Raw genomic sequence first — 18368 nt, forward strand, 5'->3', positions numbered from 1 at the left:
AGGGCATGGTCTTATATAGGCCGTGCACTCTCTTTTTTTTCAGGATATTAACGGGATTGGTACTTTTTTTAGTTGAAACCGCTAACAAGAGACGAAGATAATTCATTGCATTCCGCTCTAGAGAAATCTATACTGATGAGAGAAAAAAATAAAAAGATGTCTCATGTTGTTGAAAGCGCTGTTATTCATCTTACGAATGATAGCCGATAAGCTGGAAACAGTGGAGACCATGGAGGGAAATATGGGGATTTTCTATACCGAGGAAAAGCGATTATTCCATCTGCAAACCGTAGAAGCAAGTTATGTATTTCAAGTCATGCCTACAGGACATTTGACTCATCTCTATTATGGAAAAAAACTAAGACACGGTGACTTAAGCTGGCTTCAGGTGCGTCAGGAGCGCTCTTCCTTCAGCCCAAATCCCGTGCCTGAGGACCGGACAATATCCTTTGATACACTGCCGCAGGAATATCCGGTATATGGTACGAGTGACTTTAGAAATCCGGCACTTCAATGGAAACAAGCAAACGGTTCCACAGTAACCGAGTTCTTATATACAGGCCACAGCATTGTGCGCGGAAAGCCGCAGTTAGAAGGTCTTCCACAGACTTATATAGAGCAAGAGGATGAAGCAGATACGCTCATTATTCAGCTGGAGGATGCGGTTGCTGGAATCAAGCTTGAGCTTAGCTATACTGCCTATAATCATTATAATGCGATTACCCGCTCTGCCCGGATTACCAATACAGGCGATGCGACCAGTGAAATTTTGCGTGCACTGAGCGCAAGTATTGATTTTCCACATGCGGATTACGAGTGGCTTCAGTTATCAGGTGCTTGGGTCAGGGAGCGGGAAATTATCCGCAAGCCGCTGACGGTGGGCACGCAAAGTGTCGAAAGCCGCCGCGGATCCAGCTCACATCAGCAGAACCCATTTGCAGCGCTTCTTACCCCTGGAGCAACGGAAGTGTCCGGTGAAGTGTTTGGCTTCAGCCTTGTGTACAGTGGAAGCTTCGTAGCAGCGGCAGAAGTGGATCAGTTCAAGACGACGAGAATGTCCCTTGGTATTAATCCATTTGAGTTTGGGTGGCAGCTCACACCAGGAGAGTCATTCCAAACACCAGAAGTCGTCATGGTATATTCCGATCAAGGTCTTGGCGGGATGTCACGCAGCTACCATGCCTTGTATCGGGAGAGATTAGCCCGCGGGAAATTCAGAGATCAGCAGCGTCCAATTCTGGTTAACAACTGGGAAGCGACGTATTTCAATTTCAATGCAGACAAGATCGAGAGTATTGCGGCAGCCGGCAAAGAGCTTGGCATCGAACTATTTGTTCTCGATGACGGCTGGTTCGGTCATCGTGACAGCGACAACTCTTCGCTGGGAGATTGGGTTGTCGACAAGAAGAAGCTGCCGGATGGACTTGATCATCTTGTGAAACGTGTGACCGATACCGGAATGCAATTTGGTCTGTGGTTCGAGCCGGAGATGATCTCACCGGACAGCGAATTGTATAAGGCACATCCGGACTGGTGTCTGCATGTCCCGGACAGACGCCGGACAGAGGGCAGACAGCAGCTCGTGCTCGATATGTCACGCAAGGATGTACAGGATGAAATCGTTCGTATGATTACAGATATTTTATCAAGTGCACCGATTACTTATGTGAAGTGGGATATGAACCGGAATATGACGGAGATTGGTTCTGCACAGCTGCCTGCGGAGAGACAGAAGGAGACGGCACATCGTTATATGCTAGGTCTATATGATGTGATGGAACGCATCACCACTGCTTTCCCTGACATTCTGTTCGAGAGCTGCTCCGGCGGCGGTGGACGTTTCGATCCAGGGATGCTGTACTACATGCCTCAGACCTGGACGAGCGATAATACGGATGCGGTATCCCGCCTTCGCATTCAATATGGTACAAGCCTTGTTTATCCGGTCAGTGCGATGGCTTCGCACATCTCAGCAGTACCTAACCACCAGGTAGAACGTACAACTTCCCTTGAGACTCGCGGTAATGTCGCAATGTCCGGTAATTTTGGTTATGAGCTGGATCTGACCAAGTTCACAGATGAGGAGAAGTCCGTTGTAGCTGCGCAGGTTGAACTCTATAAGGAAATCCGTGAGCTTGTGCAATTCGGTGTATTCTACCGGCTCTTAAGTCCGTTTGAAGGCAATGAAACCGCTTGGATGTTCGTATCACCAGACGGCGTGGATGTTGCTGTATTCTACTTCCGTGTTCTTGCAGAGCCTAATGCTCCGCTGGCCCGCCTCAAGCTGACCGGATTGGACCCGGATCGTGATTATGCCCTTGTTAATGGAGATGGCGTATACAGTGGTGATGCACTGATGTATGCAGGAATTTCGGTGGGAAGCAAAAAGGGAGACTTCCACAGCGAGCTTCATCGGTTCAAGAGAGTGTAAATTTAATATAAAGTCAGACCGTTTTGGCCATAACTGAAGTGGGCCGAAACGGTCTTTTTTTGTCCTGAAAAGGGGTGGAAAGCAGGTCAGATGTGGAAATTAAGGTCAAGTTCTGTGATAATAAAGTATCATCATTCATTAACGGATGATAAAATAATCATTTTAAACCGAAAAATAAAGAGAATGAAGCGGAGCACAAACCGACTTCTACTAACCTAAAAAATATGTGCAGTATATAAAAAAAGAAAAATTGGAGGGTGCGATATTTTTTTGGAGGATGCATCAGCATTAACGGAGCGCTGCGGAGCAGGTGAGAATGGACTGGAGAAGCGAATGCGTTCGCCTTTGTTCTTAGAGTTGAACCTTATCAGGTCTTATTAAATCGTATAACTCTAAGAACAACAGCGATTGGAAGACCATACTCACAGGCGCAGCATTAAGCTTCGTAGTTTGCTCTAGCGCCTCCAACTCAAGATCGCCCCAGGTAATTCCTACAGGAAAGAGGGATTTTTTTGACGGAATCAACGACAATGGAAGTTAACGAAGAACAAGTAAAACAAGAGCGTGAAGAGCGAATTGTGAAGCAAGTGGCTAAGGAGCTGTCGCTTACAATCAAGCAGGTTAGAACGACGGTCGGCCTCCTGAACGAAGGAAATACGATACCCTTCATCGCACGATATCGTAAGGAAATGACCGGTGAACTGGATGAGAACGTATTGCGTCTTATTGAAGAGCGTACCCTGTATCTGCGCAATCTGGAGGATCGCAAGGTAGAAGTTATCCGGATTATTGATGAGCAGGGTAAGCTTACACCAGAACTTACAGCAGCCATTACCGAGGCAGTGAAGCTTCAAGAGGTAGAGGACCTGTACCGGCCTTATCGTCAAAAAAGAAAAACCCGTGCCAGCGTTGCCAAGGAGAGAGGCCTTGAGCCCTTGTCCGAATGGATCTGGAATCAGCCCAAGAACGGAAATGTGCTTGAAGAGGCAGCAAGCTATGTGAATGAGGAGCTGGGTGTAGAGAGTGCAGAAGCTGCACTAGCAGGAGCCCTGGATATTCTTGCGGAAAATATTGCAGACGATGCAGAAATTCGCAAATGGGTTCGCCGTTATACGCTGGACCATGGAGTGCTCACTTCCGAGGCGAAGGATGCTGAAGTGGAATCCGTGTATGAGAACTATTACAGCTACCGTGAGCTGGCCAAAAAAATGCCGCCACACCGCATCCTGGCGATCAATCGGGGAGAGCGGGAAAATATTCTTAAGATCGGGCTCGATGTGAATGCAGAACCGGTTCATAACTATATTGGACGCCAGATTCTGAAGCCTTCTTCGGTCGTTGAGGAGCAAATGCGGTTCGTAATTGAGGATGCCTATAAGCGTCTGATTGCTCCTTCCATCGAGCGCGAGGTCAGAGCCGAGCTTACGGAAAAAGGGGAGAACCAGGCGATCTCGATCTTCTCTGGTAACCTGCGCAGTCTGCTACTGCAGCCGCCGATCAAGGGTAAGCGGGTGCTGGGAGTCGATCCTGCCTACCGTACAGGCTGTAAGCTTGCGGTTGTGGATGATACGGGTAAATTGCTGGAGGTGGCTGTGACTTATCCAACACCGCCTAACAATAAGAAGCAGGCAGCAAAAGAGAAATTTAACGAGCTGATCCACAAGTATGATATTGAGCTGATTGTAATTGGTAACGGAACGGCTTCGCGCGAGACAGAACAGTTCGTGGCCGAGGTCATTCAAGAGCTTGAAGCCAAGTCACTCGCTTATCTGATCGTTAACGAGGCAGGTGCCAGTGTGTATTCTGCTTCCAAGCTGGCTCAAGAGGAATTCCCTGACCTGGATGTAGCAGAGCGGAGTGCTGCCTCGATTGCCCGCCGTGTACAGGATCCGCTTGCAGAGCTCGTCAAGATCGATCCCAAAGCCATTGGAGTAGGCCAGTATCAGCACGACGTCTCTCAGAAGCATTTGGAGGACAGCTTGAAGGCCGTGGTTGAATCCGCGGTTAACCATGTAGGGGTAGATGTGAATACCGCTTCTCCTTCCTTGCTGTCGTATGTGGCAGGCGTTAATGCAACGATTGCCAAAAACATTGTGAAGTACCGTGAGGAGAACGGCAAATTCACTACACGCAAGGAGCTGCAAAAAGTCCCTCGTTTAGGAGCGAAGACCTTCGAGCAATGTGCAGGCTTCATGCGTATCTCTGAAGGAGTGAATCCGCTGGACCGCACTGCAATCCATCCGGAATCCTATGCTGTTGTGGATCGGCTCTTCCAAGAGCTGAAGGTGGATCTGGACAAGCTCGGCAGCCAAGAGCTTGCGCAGATGCTCGATGAGCAGCGGATCGAAGAGCTTGCAGGCAAGTTAGAGGTGGGTGTGCCTACACTACGTGATATTATCGATAGTCTGCAGCGTCCGGGCCGCGATCCGCGGGACGAGCTGCCGCTGCCAATCTTCCGTACCGATGTGCTTAAGATTGAGGATCTGGAAGCGGGTATGGAGCTGCAGGGAACCGTACGGAATGTTATCGACTTCGGCGCTTTTGTGGATATTGGAATTAAGAGTGATGGGCTTGTCCACATCTCGCAGATGAGTGAAGGCTTTGTGAAGCACCCGATGGATGTCGTTTCTGTAGGGGATAATGTGACGGTGTGGGTACTTAGTGTCGAGCTGAAGAAAGGCCGAGTTGCACTGACAATGAAGAACCCGAATAAAGCTTAAATAGACATTTAAGTTAAAAAGCAGCCGATGCGCTGAGAGCAAAGAGAAGCGCTATCGGCTGTAGATGGATTACTATAGTCTGGAATCATTGGCCTCTATTCCGCCAGTATTGCCTGGACGATTGCGATAGAAGAACCAGCATTCGTTCAAGAGCTTGATTTGACGACTGTCCTTTTTGTGAAATGCACGCATAAGTTGGTTACTCAGCCACTGTGGCAAGGGAATCCCTCCTAACACCCGTTAACATCTGTACGTTAGCATATGGGGGAAACGCCCGATTAGTGCAGGTCTACATCAAATAACCGTTCTGGACAGATCGGCTAAAGAAGACATTCGTCATTTCTTTAGTTTGATCTGCAGAACGGTTATTTTGTCATTTCTAATTCAGGAGGAGTTAATTAGATGAGTTCTTCTTCCTCATACCATTGTTCGAGCTGGGCCTGAAGGGCGCGAATCTCTGTTAACAGGGCAACTAGTGGGTAGTGCTCCTCTTTGACAGAAGCAAAGGATCGTTCCAGCTGGTTAATATAATCAAGACCGCCTGTGATGGCGTATTGCTCTTCGAGCAAATCCAGCTGATCGCATTCAGCAATGGCCCTTGGTAAGGTTGGAACCACATCTGCTGTAAGCTTGCTGATCTCTTTGTGGAGACGCAGATTCAGAGCACTAAGCTGATAGGCATAATCAGATGGCATTTCAACAAATTCGAGCTGACCAGCAGCATGCTGCATAATGATATAGCGCATCTTGGACATAACGATGATTCTCCCCTTTTGGTCGTCGTTCTTAAACGTTCCTTGACAGTGTATCCCAAGGTATAGTTACAATCAAGTAGAAACAATGCACGGAAGTGAGCTGAAGAAGTGTGAATCTAATGACAAACGAAGAATTACAGGCTTGGATAGAGCGGATATCCATGGATAGCTTCGGTGTACCTTTTCGCCATGAGGCTGTCTTTAACAAACGTTTGACGACAACAGGCGGCAGATATATGCTTCGCAGCCATCGTATTGAGATTAATCCGCATCAGTTAGCGGTGTACGGAGCGGATGAGGTAGAGAAGATCATTAAACATGAGCTATGCCATTATCATTTGCATATACGCGGAAGAGGCTATAAGCATCGTGATCCGGAATTCAAGCAGCTGTTAGCTCAGGTAGGAGGGAGCAGGTACTGCCAGGGCTTGCCTGGTGGAAAAGCTCGCAGATCACTCCCCTATAAATATGAGCTGATCTGTCAGAACTGCTCACAGGTGTACAAGCGTAAGCGTAAAGTAGATGTGCGCAAATATCGCTGTGGACGCTGCAGCGGCAGACTCAAAATAACAGAGCTGACGAAGGCTTGACTCTCGTCTAAACTTTTGATAAATTATTAATTACAGCTGACGTTCCCTGATAGCTCAGTTGGTAGAGCACTCGACTGTTAATCGAGTTGTCACAGGTTCGAGTCCTGTTCGGGGAGCCATGGAGAGATACCCAAGTGGCTATAAGGGGACCCTCTGCTAAGGGGTTAGACTGCGTAAGCGGTGCGAGGGTTCGAATCCCTCTCTCTCCGTTCCATAAAGCAAAGAAAGCCCGCGAGGGCTTTTTTTGCTTTATGGAACATAATAGATGGGATGAGAACCCATAAGGGTTCGTAGGAGCATAAGCTTCGGAAGGATTACATCGCAGTCTCGACCGAAGGAGAGTATCCCTCTCTCCGTCCGATATAACAAAAAAAGCCCGCGAGGGCTTTTTTTTGCTTCATAGGACATAAAAGGCAGAATCTACTTACAGCATTCACAAAAATTAAGTTAAAGAGGGCTCCAAATTCAGGCCTGCCAGCTTACGTTCAATAGCGTACGCAACGCCATTCTCAATATTGGTAAGCGTAACCTCTTTGGCAATAGCCTGAATATCTGGATGTGCATTGCCCATCGCGACAGAGGTTCCGGCAAGGGTAAGCATGGATACATCATTATTGCTGTCTCCAATCGCCATCGTATGCTCGAGTGATATGCCGAGCCTTGCAGCCAGTTTGCTCAGTGCATTTCCTTTAGATGCATCCGGATGCTCAACTTCAAAATTGTGATCTGCAGAAATGACCATGGTTACCTCCGGATTGTTCCGGAATCTCGCGCGTCCGAGCTCAAGCTTCTGCTTATCAAAGGATAGAGACAAGATATTGTATATTTCCGCATCCTGCGGAATGCTGCGATAGGAAGGGATTCGCACAATTCCGGTTTGTTCATATTGCTTCTCTGCCATACGAAGCAGGCGGTCCAGGCTCTCTTCCGGATTCGCGCTTAAGGCACGGTCAATTTCTATAGACATGAGCTGATGGCCTTCATTTGGCGAATAAATCGCCCGGTCGGTAAGGACCTCATAATAAAATTGGTTTTGATCAAGCCATTCCAGTACGGACATAGCTGTATTTCTATCCATTGGAATGGACTCCACTCGGTTTGAATTCTCATCATGCGTTGTCGCTCCATTTGCCCCGATCACCGGCGTGTTAATTCCGGCTTCTGCACATATCGCCTTAACGTCAGCATGAGCTCGACCTGTAGCAATCGTAACGTGTACGCCCAGGCTTTGGGCTTTGCGGATGGCGTTTGCATTTTCTTCACTAATCTTACTGTCACTGTTTAGCAGTGTTCCGTCCAAATCTATAGCAATGAGCTTAATCATAGGGTAACCTCCTGATCGTCGTCGGGAATTAACACTTCAACTTGATTCTTTTTCAAGAAATCCAGCATTTCTTTATCTGGAGAACGATCTGTAATCATGATGTCGACCATGCTCCAATCTGCAAATCGGTAAAAATAGTTACGTCCGAACTTCGAGTGATCCGCGAGCACAATGACGGTATCGGCTTGTTCCATCATCTTGAACTTTACCTTGCCTTCTTCATCATCCGAGCTAAGCCCATCGGTCGTCACTCCACCTACACCAATAAAAGCCTTCTCGACATGATAGTTGGATAAGGTATCAATGACGGAAGCGCCATAGACGTAGCGATGCTCCTTGTGCAATATTCCTCCCAAGAGCCTGATTTGAATGGAATCTTTATCTGACAGCAGGTCTGCCGAGTTAATGGAGTTCGTAATCACCGTGCAATCTTGCGGGTGTAAATATTCGGCGCAGGCCTGAACGGTGGTTGAAGAGTCCAGAATAATGCGATCTCCCTTGCGAACGAGAGCAGCCGCCAGACGACCGATCGCCTTTTTCTCATTCGAGACGGTAGTCAAACGATCTTTATAATTTTTAAATTCCTGAATGGGGGAGGGGAGTAGTGCGCCGCCTCTGGTGCGTACAATGAGATCCTGATCTTCAAGCTTGATCAGATCTCGTCTTGCTGTATCCCTGGACACTTCAAAGATCGAGCAGATTTCTTCTATAGAGATTCGACCTGAATTGGCCAGATGGTCCATGATAAGCTGCATGCGTTCTTCCTGATACAAGCGGAAACCCCCTTACGTTGATGCATCAATATAAGTCATCATAAGTCAAAATAAGCAATTATGCAACCTAAATAGATTGAACAGCATGTAATTGTGCATCAATCTACGTTATTTTGGTGAAATATGGTAGTCAATCAGGGTTATAAACTTGTTTATATTTTTTTAAAAAAAGGGCTTGTCAAATACTTATTATATTTGATATACTCTAAAAGTCGCCAATGAGCGATCGAAAAAAATAAGGCCCGTTGGTCAAGGGGTTAAGACACCTCCCTTTCACGGAGGTAACAGGGGTTCGAATCCCCTACGGGTCACTTTAATATCTTAGCTTTATCCAAGCTTTATGTACTTCGCATAGTGGCATACATCATTGGATTACTCAGCAAGAGCCATTAGCTCAGTTGGTAGAGCACCTGACTTTTAATCAGGGTGTCGAAGGTTCGAGTCCTTCATGGCTCACCAGTTTAATATGCGGTCGTGGTGGAATGGCAGACACGCTATCTTGAGGGGGTAGTGGGTGTATACCCGTGGAGGTTCGAGTCCTCTCGACCGCATCCTAATAACTAGTGAAAGAGTCTTACGTGCTTAACGTAAGGCTCTTTTTATGTCTCCTGCTGACTGCTGTAATGTATGACGATTCTGGTAAAATGATTTATTCTGCATTGTACATTAAAAAAAGGACTATACTTGAGTAGTAGCTGTCTCAAGAGATAGTCCTTATCTATCATGTCTCACATCTATAGTTTAGTTTTGATAGCTTGATAGCTTAACCATAATAATACATAAAGCCAATGGCGCCTACACCGGTATGCGTACTAATAATAGGAGAAGTATAGCTGATATCAATATCACTGTGACCTGTTAATTCCATGATTGCTTCCTTCAACTGCTCTGCTAACTTATGCCCTTCTGCATGAGCAATTCCTACTTTATGAATAGTCTTGCCCTTCACGTCTTCTGCAAATTGTTTGGCCAAATGTCTGACGATTTGGGCGTGACTGCGCAGGTTGATGACAGGTGTATACTTACCGTCAGATAACATAGCAATCGGTTTAATATGAAGCAGTGAGCCGATGAGGCCCTTGCTCTTACCGATACGTCCGCCCTTTACCAGATTCTCAAGGGTATCTACTGCGACATATAGCTTAGTCTGATTACGAATTTCGGTCAATCGATCGACAATCTCGGAAGTGCTCTTACCTTCTGCTGCCCATGCTGCTGCTTCCAGCACCTGAAACGAGAGGCCCTTCGAAATGTATTGAGAATCAATGACAGTTACTTTGGCGCTGGACATCTCGGCAGCCATTTCTGCTGAACGTACCGTACCGCTCATACTGCCTGTCATGTGAATGGATATAATTTCATAACCTTCCTCATGAAGCCGGTTGTAACGCTCCAAAAATTCACCAGCTGCAGGCTGTGAGCTTTTGGGCAGCTCGTTGCTCTGCTTCATTTTCTGGATGAATTGTTCTGGAGTAATATCAATACCATCGACATAATTCACACCATTAATAGAAAAGGATAGAGGTACCACTTCAATTCCATGACGCTGTATGACGGATTGGGAAATGTCCACTGTAGAGTCCGTCACGATCTTAATCTTCTTCATTCATTCACTCCTTATGCCAAAATCCAGACTGTTAAAGACGAGTGATAATCTCCTAATATTCGTATATTCGTAAAGGCTTAAAAGGGAAGGGCAGTTAGCACTTTTGCTCTATTAATCTGGACATTTATATTAGTATATACGAGTAGGCATACCGGGTTCAAATGGTAGGCTGAGGATAGAACTTGTGTATGATATAATATGAAATTATTGTGAAGTTTATTTGCAAAATGGACTAGATAATGACATAACTGGAAGGCGGGCTTATATGCATTCTATTTATTTACGAATTGAGAAATTAATTAATGAGCGTGGGATGACAAAAAAAGCCTTCTGTGAGGAACTTAAGATTAGCACCGGAAATCTGGGTGATTGGAAACGGGGAAAATCTATACCAAGTACGGCTAAGCTGATTGAAATTGCAGCCTTTTTTGATGTCAGTCTGGACTGGATTATGGTCGGTAGAAGCGATACTCTTATTAAAGAGCAGAGCGCGACTTATGAGACTAAGGGGCACTCGGAGCATGCTTTTTCGGATGATACGATTTCTGGTTTGACGATAAAGGAACAGGAATTCATTAAGGAATATATCGAATTTACACGTTACCGGAAGCAGAAGCGAGCAGATAACGGTACGGATGAACTGTCTTGACTATGATTTGATAGTGCGCTTTACATACGAAAGGCCATGATTTGCTGTACAGCAGATCATGGCCTTTATTTGACTCTATTTTCTGAATTGCAGAGGGACCTTACCTATTACTTCAGGTCTGATCTGATTCCACAATTCAATACAAAACTCCTGAAGCTCAAAGGCTGCTCTCCCGAGCATGCGTACAGCGATCCCTTGTCCACCTGCGAGAAGGGTTGCGCCTGCTAGAATACGGCCGGTTTGTGGAAGGGCTTCTCGTATAACTGTAAGCTCCTTCGCGCTGATATTCTCTCCTGCAATCCATAAAGCGGCCATATGCGTATAATCGAGCATCCCTGACAGGTTATTTACTTCCTCAAGACCCGGCTCAACGGAGAATCGATCCCAGACAAGGAGCTCTTGCTCCTTCCATACCTCGGTGTGGCCTTGGAAGTGAATAAAGTCAAATTGCTCTCCGCGATGTACCCGGCCAGCCGACCATACATCCGCATAGACTAGAGTGGCGTTTTTACCGAGATGGAATGCTGTAGTCAAGACAGAACGACTTCCTGCAAAAGGGATAACGCATTCTGGGAAGTACTCTAGTATTGCGCCCTGTTCCAAATGAAAGGTGTGGCTCACAGAGGAAGGGAGGGTCGGTGTCGGATGCAGTCTCGTAGCCGAAGTACTAGTGAGGACTACATGAGCTCCTTCCTTAAGCAGCCATTTTGAATCATACGCATCACCATTCATCACACCCGGTGATACATCTGAGGTGTATACACATAGCTCTCCGTCACTGCCGGGAAGGCGAAAGGTCCGGCTGATTCTCAGCGGCACAGTATGATACCGGTCCGTAATATAAGTGAGGCCACCTTTGCGTTCAAAGGTGGCATACAGCTCACTTCGTTTCGTACCGGACGGATACAGATCTGTCCGCTCTTCTGACCGGAGATTAGTGGGAGTGGTGATGGCCGTGTTCATGAGCATGCTCATGGGCAGCAGCTGCCTCATCATCCATGAGCTGGTGCTCAAGCCAATGGATAATCTCGGATACGCCTTCGCCGCTCATCAGATTGGACATCACATAAGGGCGGCCTTCGCGCACTTTTTGCGTATCTGACTCCATGACGCTGAGGTCTGCGCCAACGAATGGGGCGAGGTCGGTCTTGTTGATGAGCAGGAGGTCCGAACGTGTGATACCAGGACCGCCTTTACGAGGGAGCTTCTCGCCTTGGGCTACGTCAATGATGTAGATAAATACATCAGCCAGCTCCGGACTGAAGGCAGCGGACAGATTATCCCCGCCGCTCTCGATAAAGATCATTTGCAGATCATCAAAGCGTTCTTGCAGCTCCTCTACGGCTTCGAAGTTCATGGAAGCATCCTCGCGTATCGCAGTATGCGGGCAGCCTCCGGTCTCAACACCGATAATGCGGCTGCTATCGAGAGCATTCTGGCGAAGAAGGATTTCAGCATCCTCTTTGGTATAGATGTCGTTGGTAATGACTGCTATGCTGTAGCGTGTACGCAAAGCCTTGGACAGCTTCTCTACAAGGGCAGTCTTGCCGGAGCCAACCGGACCCCCGATACCGATACGCATTGGGCGACTGTGATCGAACGGAATTCTCTCCCAATTTGCGTGATGATGATGATTTGAGCCTGTTCCACACATATGAATCATCCTCCTGATTTTTAAGAAATATATAGTTCGTTTTACTTCAAGACATAAACAATCTGGCTGGCAGTGTTTCGTGCCTCATGGCATAAATTTCTTGAGCAAAGCTATAGCTGCTCATCCCCATAGGATCGGTGTCTTTGACTGTGTTCCAGGCTGCTTCGATATCAAGGATAAGCTCCTGAATCAATCGCTGCGCTTCAGTCTGACCTATCGGCATTAACCGTAACGCGCTGTTTACATAAGCTGTAACTGCGGTATATAAATGCCCGGTTACTGCCTCATCTAGACCAATCTCCAGCTGGAAGGCGATATAGGCATGCACAGTCGGCAGGCAGCATAGAGCGCGATGATCCCGAACAGAGATATCGAGCAAATCGAGGTCTAGGTCGGTGTATATACTTCGCGCCAGCTTCACTAGGCGTTTTCCCATTTTGTGAGAGCTCTCTCGCAGTTCTCTAGGGGAGCGCTGGGCAAACAGACGCTTGTCATAAAAGGCGATTCCCTCAGGGTTGTTATTCGCTGCTGCCTCGTACACACCCTTCATGGCAAGTCCATCTAAACGGGTGAGACTCCCGGTCAGCTGGCTGCGAATGAATGAAGCGAGCTCTTCGCTTGTCCGGATTACCCCTTCGGCGGTATAGGTTTCGAGCCCTGAAGAATGGGAGAAGCCTCCTATGGGAAGTGCCGAATCCAGCAGCTGTGCGTATCTTAGTAATTTAATCGTAGAGTTGGTCTGCAATGTGTAACCACTTCCTTAAAGTCTAATGAGCGGATCAGAACATGAAATATCGCTGTGTCATAGGAAGACTCTCGGCAGGCTCGCAGGTGAGCGGCTCTCCGTCAGCTTTGACTTCATAAGTTTCGGGATCGACTTCTATGACTGGTGTAACATTGTTGTGAATCATGTCCTTCTTGGTCACGCTTCGGCAGCCTTTAACGGCCTCAATACGTTTAGTCAAGCCGAGCAGCTCGCCTATGCCTGCTTCTTTGGCAGCTTGGGAAACGAAGGTAATGGAGCCTTTCTGCAGCGCTTTACCGAACGAACCAAACATGGGACGGTTAAATACGGGCTGCGGTGTCGGTATAGAGGCATTCGGGTCACCCATCTGGGCCTGGGTTATAATACCGCCCTTCAGCACCATCTCTGGTTTGACTCCAAAATACGCCGGGCTCCACAGCACAAGATCTGCCCATTTGCCGACTTCAACCGATCCGACAATATGACTGATTCCGTGAGCGATTGCAGGATTGATCGTGTATTTGGCGACATAACGTTTAATCCGGTCATTGTCCGATGGCGAATTCTCGGTGATCGAGAGCTTACCGCGCTGCTTCTTCATCTTGTCGGCGGTTTGCCAGGTGCGGATAATGACTTCGCCTACCCGGCCCATAGCCTGTGAATCCGAGCTGATAATACTGAATACACCAAGATCATGAAGAATATCTTCAGCTGCAATGGTCTCCGGACGAATCCGTGAATCTGCAAAAGCGACGTCCTCTGGTATGGATGGATCCAGATGGTGGCACACCATGAGCATGTCCAGATGCTCTTCAACCGTATTTCGTGTGTAAGGTCTGGTTGGATTCGTGGAGGAGGGGATAACGTAGTTCTCTCCTGCAGCACGAATGATATCAGGGGCATGTCCCCCGCCAGCACCCTCTGTATGATAGGTGTGGATGGTGCGGCCGTTAATCGCGGCAAGTGTGCTCTCCAAGAAGCCGGTCTCATTCAATGTATCCGTATGAATGGCTACCTGTACGTCTTGCTGCTCGGCTGCAGTAAGACAAGCGTCGATCGCAGCGGGCGTTGTACCCCAATCTTCATGCAGCTTCAGTCCGATTGCCCCAGCCTTAATCTGTTCGATCAGTGGTTCCGTTGTTGAGCTGTTTCCTTTGCCCAGGAACCCGAGATTCATCGGAAAGCCTTCCGCGGACTGCAGCATCGTATGTATATGCCATTCGCCCGGAGTGCAAGTGGTGGCCTTGGTGCCTGTAGCGGGCCCGGTTCCGCCCCCGATCATCGTCGTGATACCTGAATTGATGGCAGTACGTATCTGCTGTGGTGCGATAAAGTGGATATGTGTGTCTATTCCTCCGGCAGTGATGATATGCCCTTCACCGGCTATAATTTCGGTTGCTGCGCCAATAATGAGAGCAGGATCAACGCCGTCCATCGTATCCGGGTTCCCGGATTTGCCTATGCCGCAAATGAACCCATCCCGAATTCCGATATCCGCCTTTACAATACCCCAATGGTCTATGATGACAACGTTCGTAATGACTGTATCCGGTGTTCCTTGACTTCGCAGGGCAGAAGCCGATTGACCCATGCCATCTCGGATGACCTTGCCTCCGCCAAACTTGCTCTCATCACCATATACGGCGTAATCCTTCTCGATCTCTGCCCACAGCTCTGTATCTGCGAGCCGGATGGCATCACCGGTTGTGGGTCCGAACATAGACGCATACTGCTCACGTGTCATTTTCTTCATGATGGATCACCCTCGTTATTCGCTGCGGGAGCACCGAACCTTTCGATAAATGTCTTAAGCTTGACCTCATCAGCAGGCTGATCCAGTGATCCGTTGGTCAGATTGTTAAAGCCCTGAATTCTCTGCTTCCCACCAAATGTAGTCAGATCTACAGGCTTCTCCTCACCGGGCTCAAAACGTACAGCAGTTCCTGCTGGAATATGCAGTCTGCGTCCGTAGGCACTCTTGCGATCGAATTCAAGCTGGGCATTCACCTCGTAGAAATGGACGTGTGAACCGATCTGCACCGGCCGGTCTCCCCGGTTGATCACGGTGAGCTGAATCGTGTCACGATCAGGATGACAGATGATGTCTTCCTTCTTTAACCTGTATTCTCCTGGGATCAAGATGAATTCCCTGCCTTTCTATGCGTGTATTCTGTTACTATTGCGTAAGAGTCAGCGAATCGGCTCATGAATGGTTACCAGCTTCGTCCCGTCGGGAAAAGTAGCCTCTACCTGTACCTCCGGAATCATATCCGGTACACCCTCCATACAGTCCTCCTTCGTCAATACCGTTCCTCCATAGCGCATCAGCTCTGCAACTGTCATGCCGTCGCGAGCTCGCTCCAGCACTTCAGAGGTCAGGATGGCGATGGCTTCGGGTACATTCAATTTGAGTCCGCGCGCCTTGCGTTCCCTGGCCAAGTTGGCAGCTACGGTAACAAGCAGTTTGTCTTTTTCTTCCTCAGTCCAGTGCACATGAATCCAACCTTTCTGCACTACAATCTATTTCTAGATTTTTCAAGTTTGATATCTAACATCATAATACAACGGATGGGTGGAGCAAAAGCGTTCATTTTATTGTTGTGTGATTAAACCCATCCTACTGCCGATGAGGCTGTGGAAATATCTATCTTTGCTAGAAACGATAGAATTGAAATAGATCATTTTATGTTAAATATACTCACACAGATAAGAATGCTTTGTCAATGATAATCATATCATTTTGTGAAGATGCATGATCGAGTTAGGCGAAAAATAAAATTATGTAAGGAATATTGACATAACAAAATAGATGCACCTATAATGTGATCACCAAACATTGTTGGAAAAATTTATGCGAATGTTCGGTCTGAGGGAAAAAACAAAGGGGAGTGGAGTCTATGTTAAAGAAAAAGTTCGGCAAATGGTTTCCTGTCATGATCGCTGGTGTTCTGATGCTGTCTGGATGTGTATCATCCGGTGGAGAAACGGCTACACAGCAAACGACGGGTACGGAAGGAGCAGAAACGGCAGCTGCTTCAGACGGGGATACGATTAAAGTTGGCGTACTGCATTCTCTCAGCGGGACGATGTCCATAAGTGAGGTATCGGTTAAGGATGCGGAGATGTTGGCGATTGAGGAAATTAATGCAGCCGGCGGCGTGCTTGGCAAACAGATCGAGCCTGTCATTGAAGATGGTGCCTCTGATCCAGCGATCTTTGCAGAGAAGGCAGGGAAGCTGCTCCAGCAGGATAAAGTGGCGGCGGTGTTTGGAGGATGGACTTCCGCAAGTCGTAAAGCTATGCTGCCTGTCGTTGAATCGAACAATGGACTACTCTTCTATCCTGTTCAGTATGAGGGCTTGGAAGCTTCGCCTAACATCTTCTATACCGGCGCGACGACGAATCAGCAGATCGTACCTTCGGTCAGCTGGCTGCTGGAGAATCGGGGTAAGAAGTTCTTTCTGCTAGGCTCAGACTATGTTTTCCCTAAGACAGCGAACAAGATTATAACGGCACAGCTGCAGGCTGAGGGCGGAGAGGTCGTAGGAGAAGAGTATACACCATTAGGACATACGGACTACAGTACGATTATCAGCAAGATCAAAGCAGCTGACCCTGATGTCGTATACAACACGCTGAATGGGGACAGTAACGTTGCCTTTTTTAAACAATTAAAGGATGCGGGCATCACCTCTGAGGATATAACGACTCTCTCTGTCAGTGTAGCGGAGGAAGAGATTCGAGGCATTGGTGCGGATGTGCTGACAGGTCATCTTGCGGCATGGAATTATTATCAAACGACAGAAACTCCGGAGAATACCAAGTTCACAGAAGCCTACAAAGCAAAATATGGTGAAGACCGTGTAACGGCAGATCCGATTGAAGCAGGATATACGGCGGTTTATTTATGGAAGGCCGCGGTTGAGAAGGCGGGATCGACAGATGTGGAGAAGGTGAAGGAAGCAGCAAAAGGGATCGAGTTTGATGCGCCAAGCGGAAAAGTGACGATTGATGGTGATAATCAGCATATTTACAAAACCGTTCGGATCGGTGAAGTGCAGTCAGATGGACAATTCAAAGAGCTGTGGAATTCAGGCGAGCCTGTAAAGCCAGACCCATATCTTGAAACCTATGAATGGGGTAAATCGCTCAGCGCTGAATAAATCGCATATTTTCTATACTAAGGGAAGGAGGCAGAACTCGGATGGATATGTTTATACTGCAAGCCTTTAATGGACTTAGTGTAAGTTCCATTCTGCTCTTGATTGCACTGGGTCTTGCTGTTACCTTCGGGCTCATGAACGTCATTAATATGGCGCATGGGGAGATGATCATGATTGGAGCTTACGCGACATTCGTCACGCAAAATCTGTTTATCTCCTACATGCCGGCTTCTTGGTTTAATACTTATTTCCTAGTGGCGCTGCCGGTTTCTTTTCTGATTGCTGCAGCAGTAGGGTGGCTGCTTGAAGTACTGCTCATTCGTCATTTATACGGACGTCCTCTGGATAGCCTTCTGGCTACCTGGGGCGTTGGGATGATATTGCAGCAGCTGGCAAGGACGATTTTTGGTGCCCCGAATGTCGGGGTAACCAGTCCTTCCTGGCTTAATGGAGGATTCGCAGTCACGGATTCTATTGTTCTCCCGTATACAAGACTGTTTATCATCCTGTTGGTGGTTGTAGTGCTGCTTCTAATGTATATCTACATCTATAAGACGGCTCAGGGACGGCGTATGCGAGCGGTAATGCAAAACCGCAACATGGCGGGATGTCTCGGGATTTCCACCAGACAGGTAGATGGACTTACCTTTGCTATTGGTTCTGGTATCGCCGGGATCGCGGGCTGTGCATTGACGCTGCTCGGACCTATTGGTCCGTCTCTTGGAACCTATTATATCGTGGATGCATTTATGGTTGTCGTGCTTGGCGGTGTTGGGAAGCTGGTAGGTACCGTTGCGGGTGCGCTGGGTATTGGCGTGTTCAATACATTGTTTGAAACATACACAAGTGCATCGATTGGCAAGGTGCTTGTATTTGCTTGTATTGTTGCATTCTTGCAATGGAAACCGCGGGGACTCGTGGCACTGCGCTCACGCAGTTTAGACTAGAGGAGGGATAC

Annotated in this window: 17 protein-coding genes and 5 tRNA genes; 11 read left to right on the forward strand and 11 right to left on the reverse strand. The window is 47.7% G+C overall.

Annotated features, from left to right (window positions below):
* Window positions 1–241 precede the first annotated feature (241 nt).
* Together ACFSVM_RS03110 and ACFSVM_RS03115 are read left to right on the forward strand one after the other, a co-directional pair.
* Window positions 242–2431 carry an alpha-galactosidase gene (locus ACFSVM_RS03110; protein ID WP_379260353.1) on the forward strand — a complete coding sequence of 730 codons (2190 nt, stop codon included), beginning with the start codon at window positions 242–244 and terminating at the stop codon, window positions 2429–2431.
* 530 nt (window positions 2432–2961) lie between these two features.
* Window positions 2962–5151: a Tex family protein gene (locus ACFSVM_RS03115; protein ID WP_076312592.1), complete on the forward strand. Its 2190-nt coding sequence runs from the start codon at window positions 2962–2964 to the stop codon at window positions 5149–5151.
* Between the two features lie 72 nt (window positions 5152–5223).
* Here the strand turns inward: ACFSVM_RS03115 and cmpA are convergent, their stop codons facing one another.
* Together cmpA and ACFSVM_RS03125 are read right to left on the reverse strand one after the other, a co-directional pair.
* On the reverse strand, window positions 5224–5370 hold the full coding sequence (gene cmpA, locus ACFSVM_RS03120; RefSeq protein ID WP_090726023.1) for a cortex morphogenetic protein CmpA: 147 nt from the start codon (window positions 5368–5370) through the stop codon (window positions 5224–5226).
* Window positions 5371–5549: 179 nt separating this feature from the next.
* Window positions 5550–5906 carry a hydrolase/acyltransferase gene (locus tag ACFSVM_RS03125; RefSeq protein ID WP_076311976.1) on the reverse strand — a complete coding sequence of 119 codons (357 nt, stop codon included), beginning with the start codon at window positions 5904–5906 and terminating at the stop codon, window positions 5550–5552.
* Between the two features lie 119 nt (window positions 5907–6025).
* Between ACFSVM_RS03125 and ACFSVM_RS03130 the strand changes: the two genes are divergently transcribed.
* The 3 genes from ACFSVM_RS03130 to ACFSVM_RS03140 all read left to right on the forward strand — a co-directional run bounded on the left by ACFSVM_RS03130 (window position 6026) and on the right by ACFSVM_RS03140 (window position 6705).
* Window positions 6026–6496 carry a SprT family protein gene (locus ACFSVM_RS03130; RefSeq protein ID WP_379260356.1) on the forward strand — a complete coding sequence of 157 codons (471 nt, stop codon included), beginning with the start codon at window positions 6026–6028 and terminating at the stop codon, window positions 6494–6496.
* A gap of 43 nt (window positions 6497–6539) precedes the next feature.
* Window positions 6540–6615 (forward strand) — tRNA-Asn (locus ACFSVM_RS03135).
* 1 nt (window position 6616) lies between these two features.
* Window positions 6617–6705: transfer RNA gene (locus ACFSVM_RS03140), tRNA-Ser, on the forward strand.
* A 233-nt stretch (window positions 6706–6938) separates the two neighbouring features.
* Here ACFSVM_RS03140 and ACFSVM_RS03145 read toward each other — a convergent pair.
* Both ACFSVM_RS03145 and ACFSVM_RS03150 read right to left on the reverse strand, forming a co-directional pair.
* Complete coding sequence (locus tag ACFSVM_RS03145) at window positions 6939–7817, reverse strand: Cof-type HAD-IIB family hydrolase (RefSeq protein WP_076312591.1); 879 nt, start codon at window positions 7815–7817, stop codon at window positions 6939–6941.
* Window positions 7817–8593, reverse strand: a complete 777-nt coding sequence (locus ACFSVM_RS03150; protein ID WP_076311974.1) for a DeoR/GlpR family DNA-binding transcription regulator — start codon at window positions 8591–8593, stop codon at window positions 7817–7819. Before ACFSVM_RS03150 ends, ACFSVM_RS03145 begins: the two co-directional genes overlap by 1 nt.
* Before the next feature lie 239 nt (window positions 8594–8832).
* Here ACFSVM_RS03150 and ACFSVM_RS03155 point away from each other — a divergent pair.
* From ACFSVM_RS03155 to ACFSVM_RS03165, 3 genes are all read left to right on the forward strand, one after another.
* Window positions 8833–8904: transfer RNA gene (locus tag ACFSVM_RS03155), tRNA-Glu, on the forward strand.
* 72 nt (window positions 8905–8976) lie between these two features.
* Window positions 8977–9052: transfer RNA gene (locus ACFSVM_RS03160), tRNA-Lys, on the forward strand.
* 9 nt (window positions 9053–9061) lie between these two features.
* Window positions 9062–9144: transfer RNA gene (locus ACFSVM_RS03165), tRNA-Leu, on the forward strand.
* Between the two features lie 212 nt (window positions 9145–9356).
* Here the strand turns inward: ACFSVM_RS03165 and ACFSVM_RS03170 are convergent.
* Window positions 9357–10199, reverse strand: coding sequence for a DegV family protein (locus tag ACFSVM_RS03170; RefSeq protein ID WP_076311973.1), 843 nt, complete (start codon window positions 10197–10199; stop codon window positions 9357–9359).
* A gap of 265 nt (window positions 10200–10464) precedes the next feature.
* On the opposite strand from ACFSVM_RS03170, the gene ACFSVM_RS03175 reads away from it, so the two are divergent.
* The gene (locus ACFSVM_RS03175; RefSeq protein ID WP_379260358.1) at window positions 10465–10848 is read left to right on the forward strand and encodes a helix-turn-helix domain-containing protein; all 384 of its coding nucleotides are present in this window, start codon (window positions 10465–10467) and stop codon (window positions 10846–10848) included.
* Between the two features lie 75 nt (window positions 10849–10923).
* Here the strand turns inward: ACFSVM_RS03175 and ACFSVM_RS03180 are convergent, their stop codons facing one another.
* Genes ACFSVM_RS03180 through ACFSVM_RS03205 form a run of 6 tightly spaced genes read right to left on the reverse strand, consistent with a single transcriptional unit; the run spans window position 10924 to window position 15740 of the window.
* Window positions 10924–11823 (reverse strand): urease accessory protein UreD, encoded by a 900-nt coding sequence (locus ACFSVM_RS03180; protein WP_379260360.1) that lies wholly within the window; start codon window positions 11821–11823, stop codon window positions 10924–10926.
* Complete coding sequence (gene ureG / locus ACFSVM_RS03185; protein WP_076311970.1) at window positions 11783–12502, reverse strand: urease accessory protein UreG; 720 nt, start codon at window positions 12500–12502, stop codon at window positions 11783–11785. The genes ACFSVM_RS03180 and ureG overlap by 41 nt, the downstream gene beginning before the upstream one ends.
* Before the next feature lie 46 nt (window positions 12503–12548).
* A complete protein-coding gene (locus ACFSVM_RS03190) occupies window positions 12549–13247 on the reverse strand; it encodes an urease accessory protein UreF (RefSeq protein ID WP_379260362.1) in 699 nt (232 codons plus the stop codon).
* A gap of 34 nt (window positions 13248–13281) precedes the next feature.
* Window positions 13282–15000 (reverse strand): urease subunit alpha, encoded by a 1719-nt coding sequence (gene ureC, locus ACFSVM_RS03195; protein WP_047912133.1) that lies wholly within the window; start codon window positions 14998–15000, stop codon window positions 13282–13284.
* Entirely contained in the window at window positions 14997–15386 is a 390-nt protein-coding gene (locus ACFSVM_RS03200; protein ID WP_379260365.1) for an urease subunit beta, read from the reverse strand. The genes ureC and ACFSVM_RS03200 overlap by 4 nt, the downstream gene beginning before the upstream one ends.
* 51 nt (window positions 15387–15437) lie before the next feature.
* Window positions 15438–15740: an urease subunit gamma gene (locus ACFSVM_RS03205; protein WP_047912301.1), complete on the reverse strand. Its 303-nt coding sequence runs from the start codon at window positions 15738–15740 to the stop codon at window positions 15438–15440.
* A gap of 404 nt (window positions 15741–16144) precedes the next feature.
* Here ACFSVM_RS03205 and urtA point away from each other — a divergent pair, with 404 nt between their 5' ends.
* Window positions 16145–17410: an urea ABC transporter substrate-binding protein gene (gene urtA / locus ACFSVM_RS03210; RefSeq protein WP_379260367.1), complete on the forward strand. Its 1266-nt coding sequence runs from the start codon at window positions 16145–16147 to the stop codon at window positions 17408–17410.
* 41 nt (window positions 17411–17451) lie between these two features.
* Window positions 17452–18357 (forward strand): urea ABC transporter permease subunit UrtB, encoded by a 906-nt coding sequence (gene urtB, locus ACFSVM_RS03215; RefSeq protein ID WP_076311965.1) that lies wholly within the window; start codon window positions 17452–17454, stop codon window positions 18355–18357.
* Window positions 18358–18368: the final 11 nt, after the last annotated feature.

The organism is Paenibacillus shunpengii, assembly GCF_042684905.1.
Classification (GTDB): domain Bacteria; phylum Bacillota; class Bacilli; order Paenibacillales; family Paenibacillaceae; genus Paenibacillus; species Paenibacillus shunpengii.

Coding starts and splice junctions, on each gene's coding strand:
- ACFSVM_RS03110 (WP_379260353.1), top strand. CDS start 242: ATGGGGATTTTCTATACCGAGGAAAAGCGATTATTCCATCTGCAAACC.
- ACFSVM_RS03115 (WP_076312592.1), top strand. CDS start 2,962: ATGGAAGTTAACGAAGAACAAGTAAAACAAGAGCGTGAAGAGCGAATT.
- ACFSVM_RS03125 (WP_076311976.1), bottom strand. CDS start 5,906: ATGTCCAAGATGCGCTATATCATTATGCAGCATGCTGCTGGTCAGCTC.
- ACFSVM_RS03130 (WP_379260356.1), top strand. CDS start 6,026: ATGACAAACGAAGAATTACAGGCTTGGATAGAGCGGATATCCATGGAT.
- ACFSVM_RS03170 (WP_076311973.1), bottom strand. CDS start 10,199: ATGAAGAAGATTAAGATCGTGACGGACTCTACAGTGGACATTTCCCAA.
- ACFSVM_RS03175 (WP_379260358.1), top strand. CDS start 10,465: ATGCATTCTATTTATTTACGAATTGAGAAATTAATTAATGAGCGTGGG.
- ACFSVM_RS03180 (WP_379260360.1), bottom strand. CDS start 11,823: ATGAGCATGCTCATGAACACGGCCATCACCACTCCCACTAATCTCCGG.
- ureG (WP_076311970.1), bottom strand. CDS start 12,502: ATGTGTGGAACAGGCTCAAATCATCATCATCACGCAAATTGGGAGAGA.
- ureC (WP_047912133.1), bottom strand. CDS start 15,000: ATGAAGAAAATGACACGTGAGCAGTATGCGTCTATGTTCGGACCCACA.
- urtA (WP_379260367.1), top strand. CDS start 16,145: ATGTTAAAGAAAAAGTTCGGCAAATGGTTTCCTGTCATGATCGCTGGT.
- urtB (WP_076311965.1), top strand. CDS start 17,452: ATGGATATGTTTATACTGCAAGCCTTTAATGGACTTAGTGTAAGTTCC.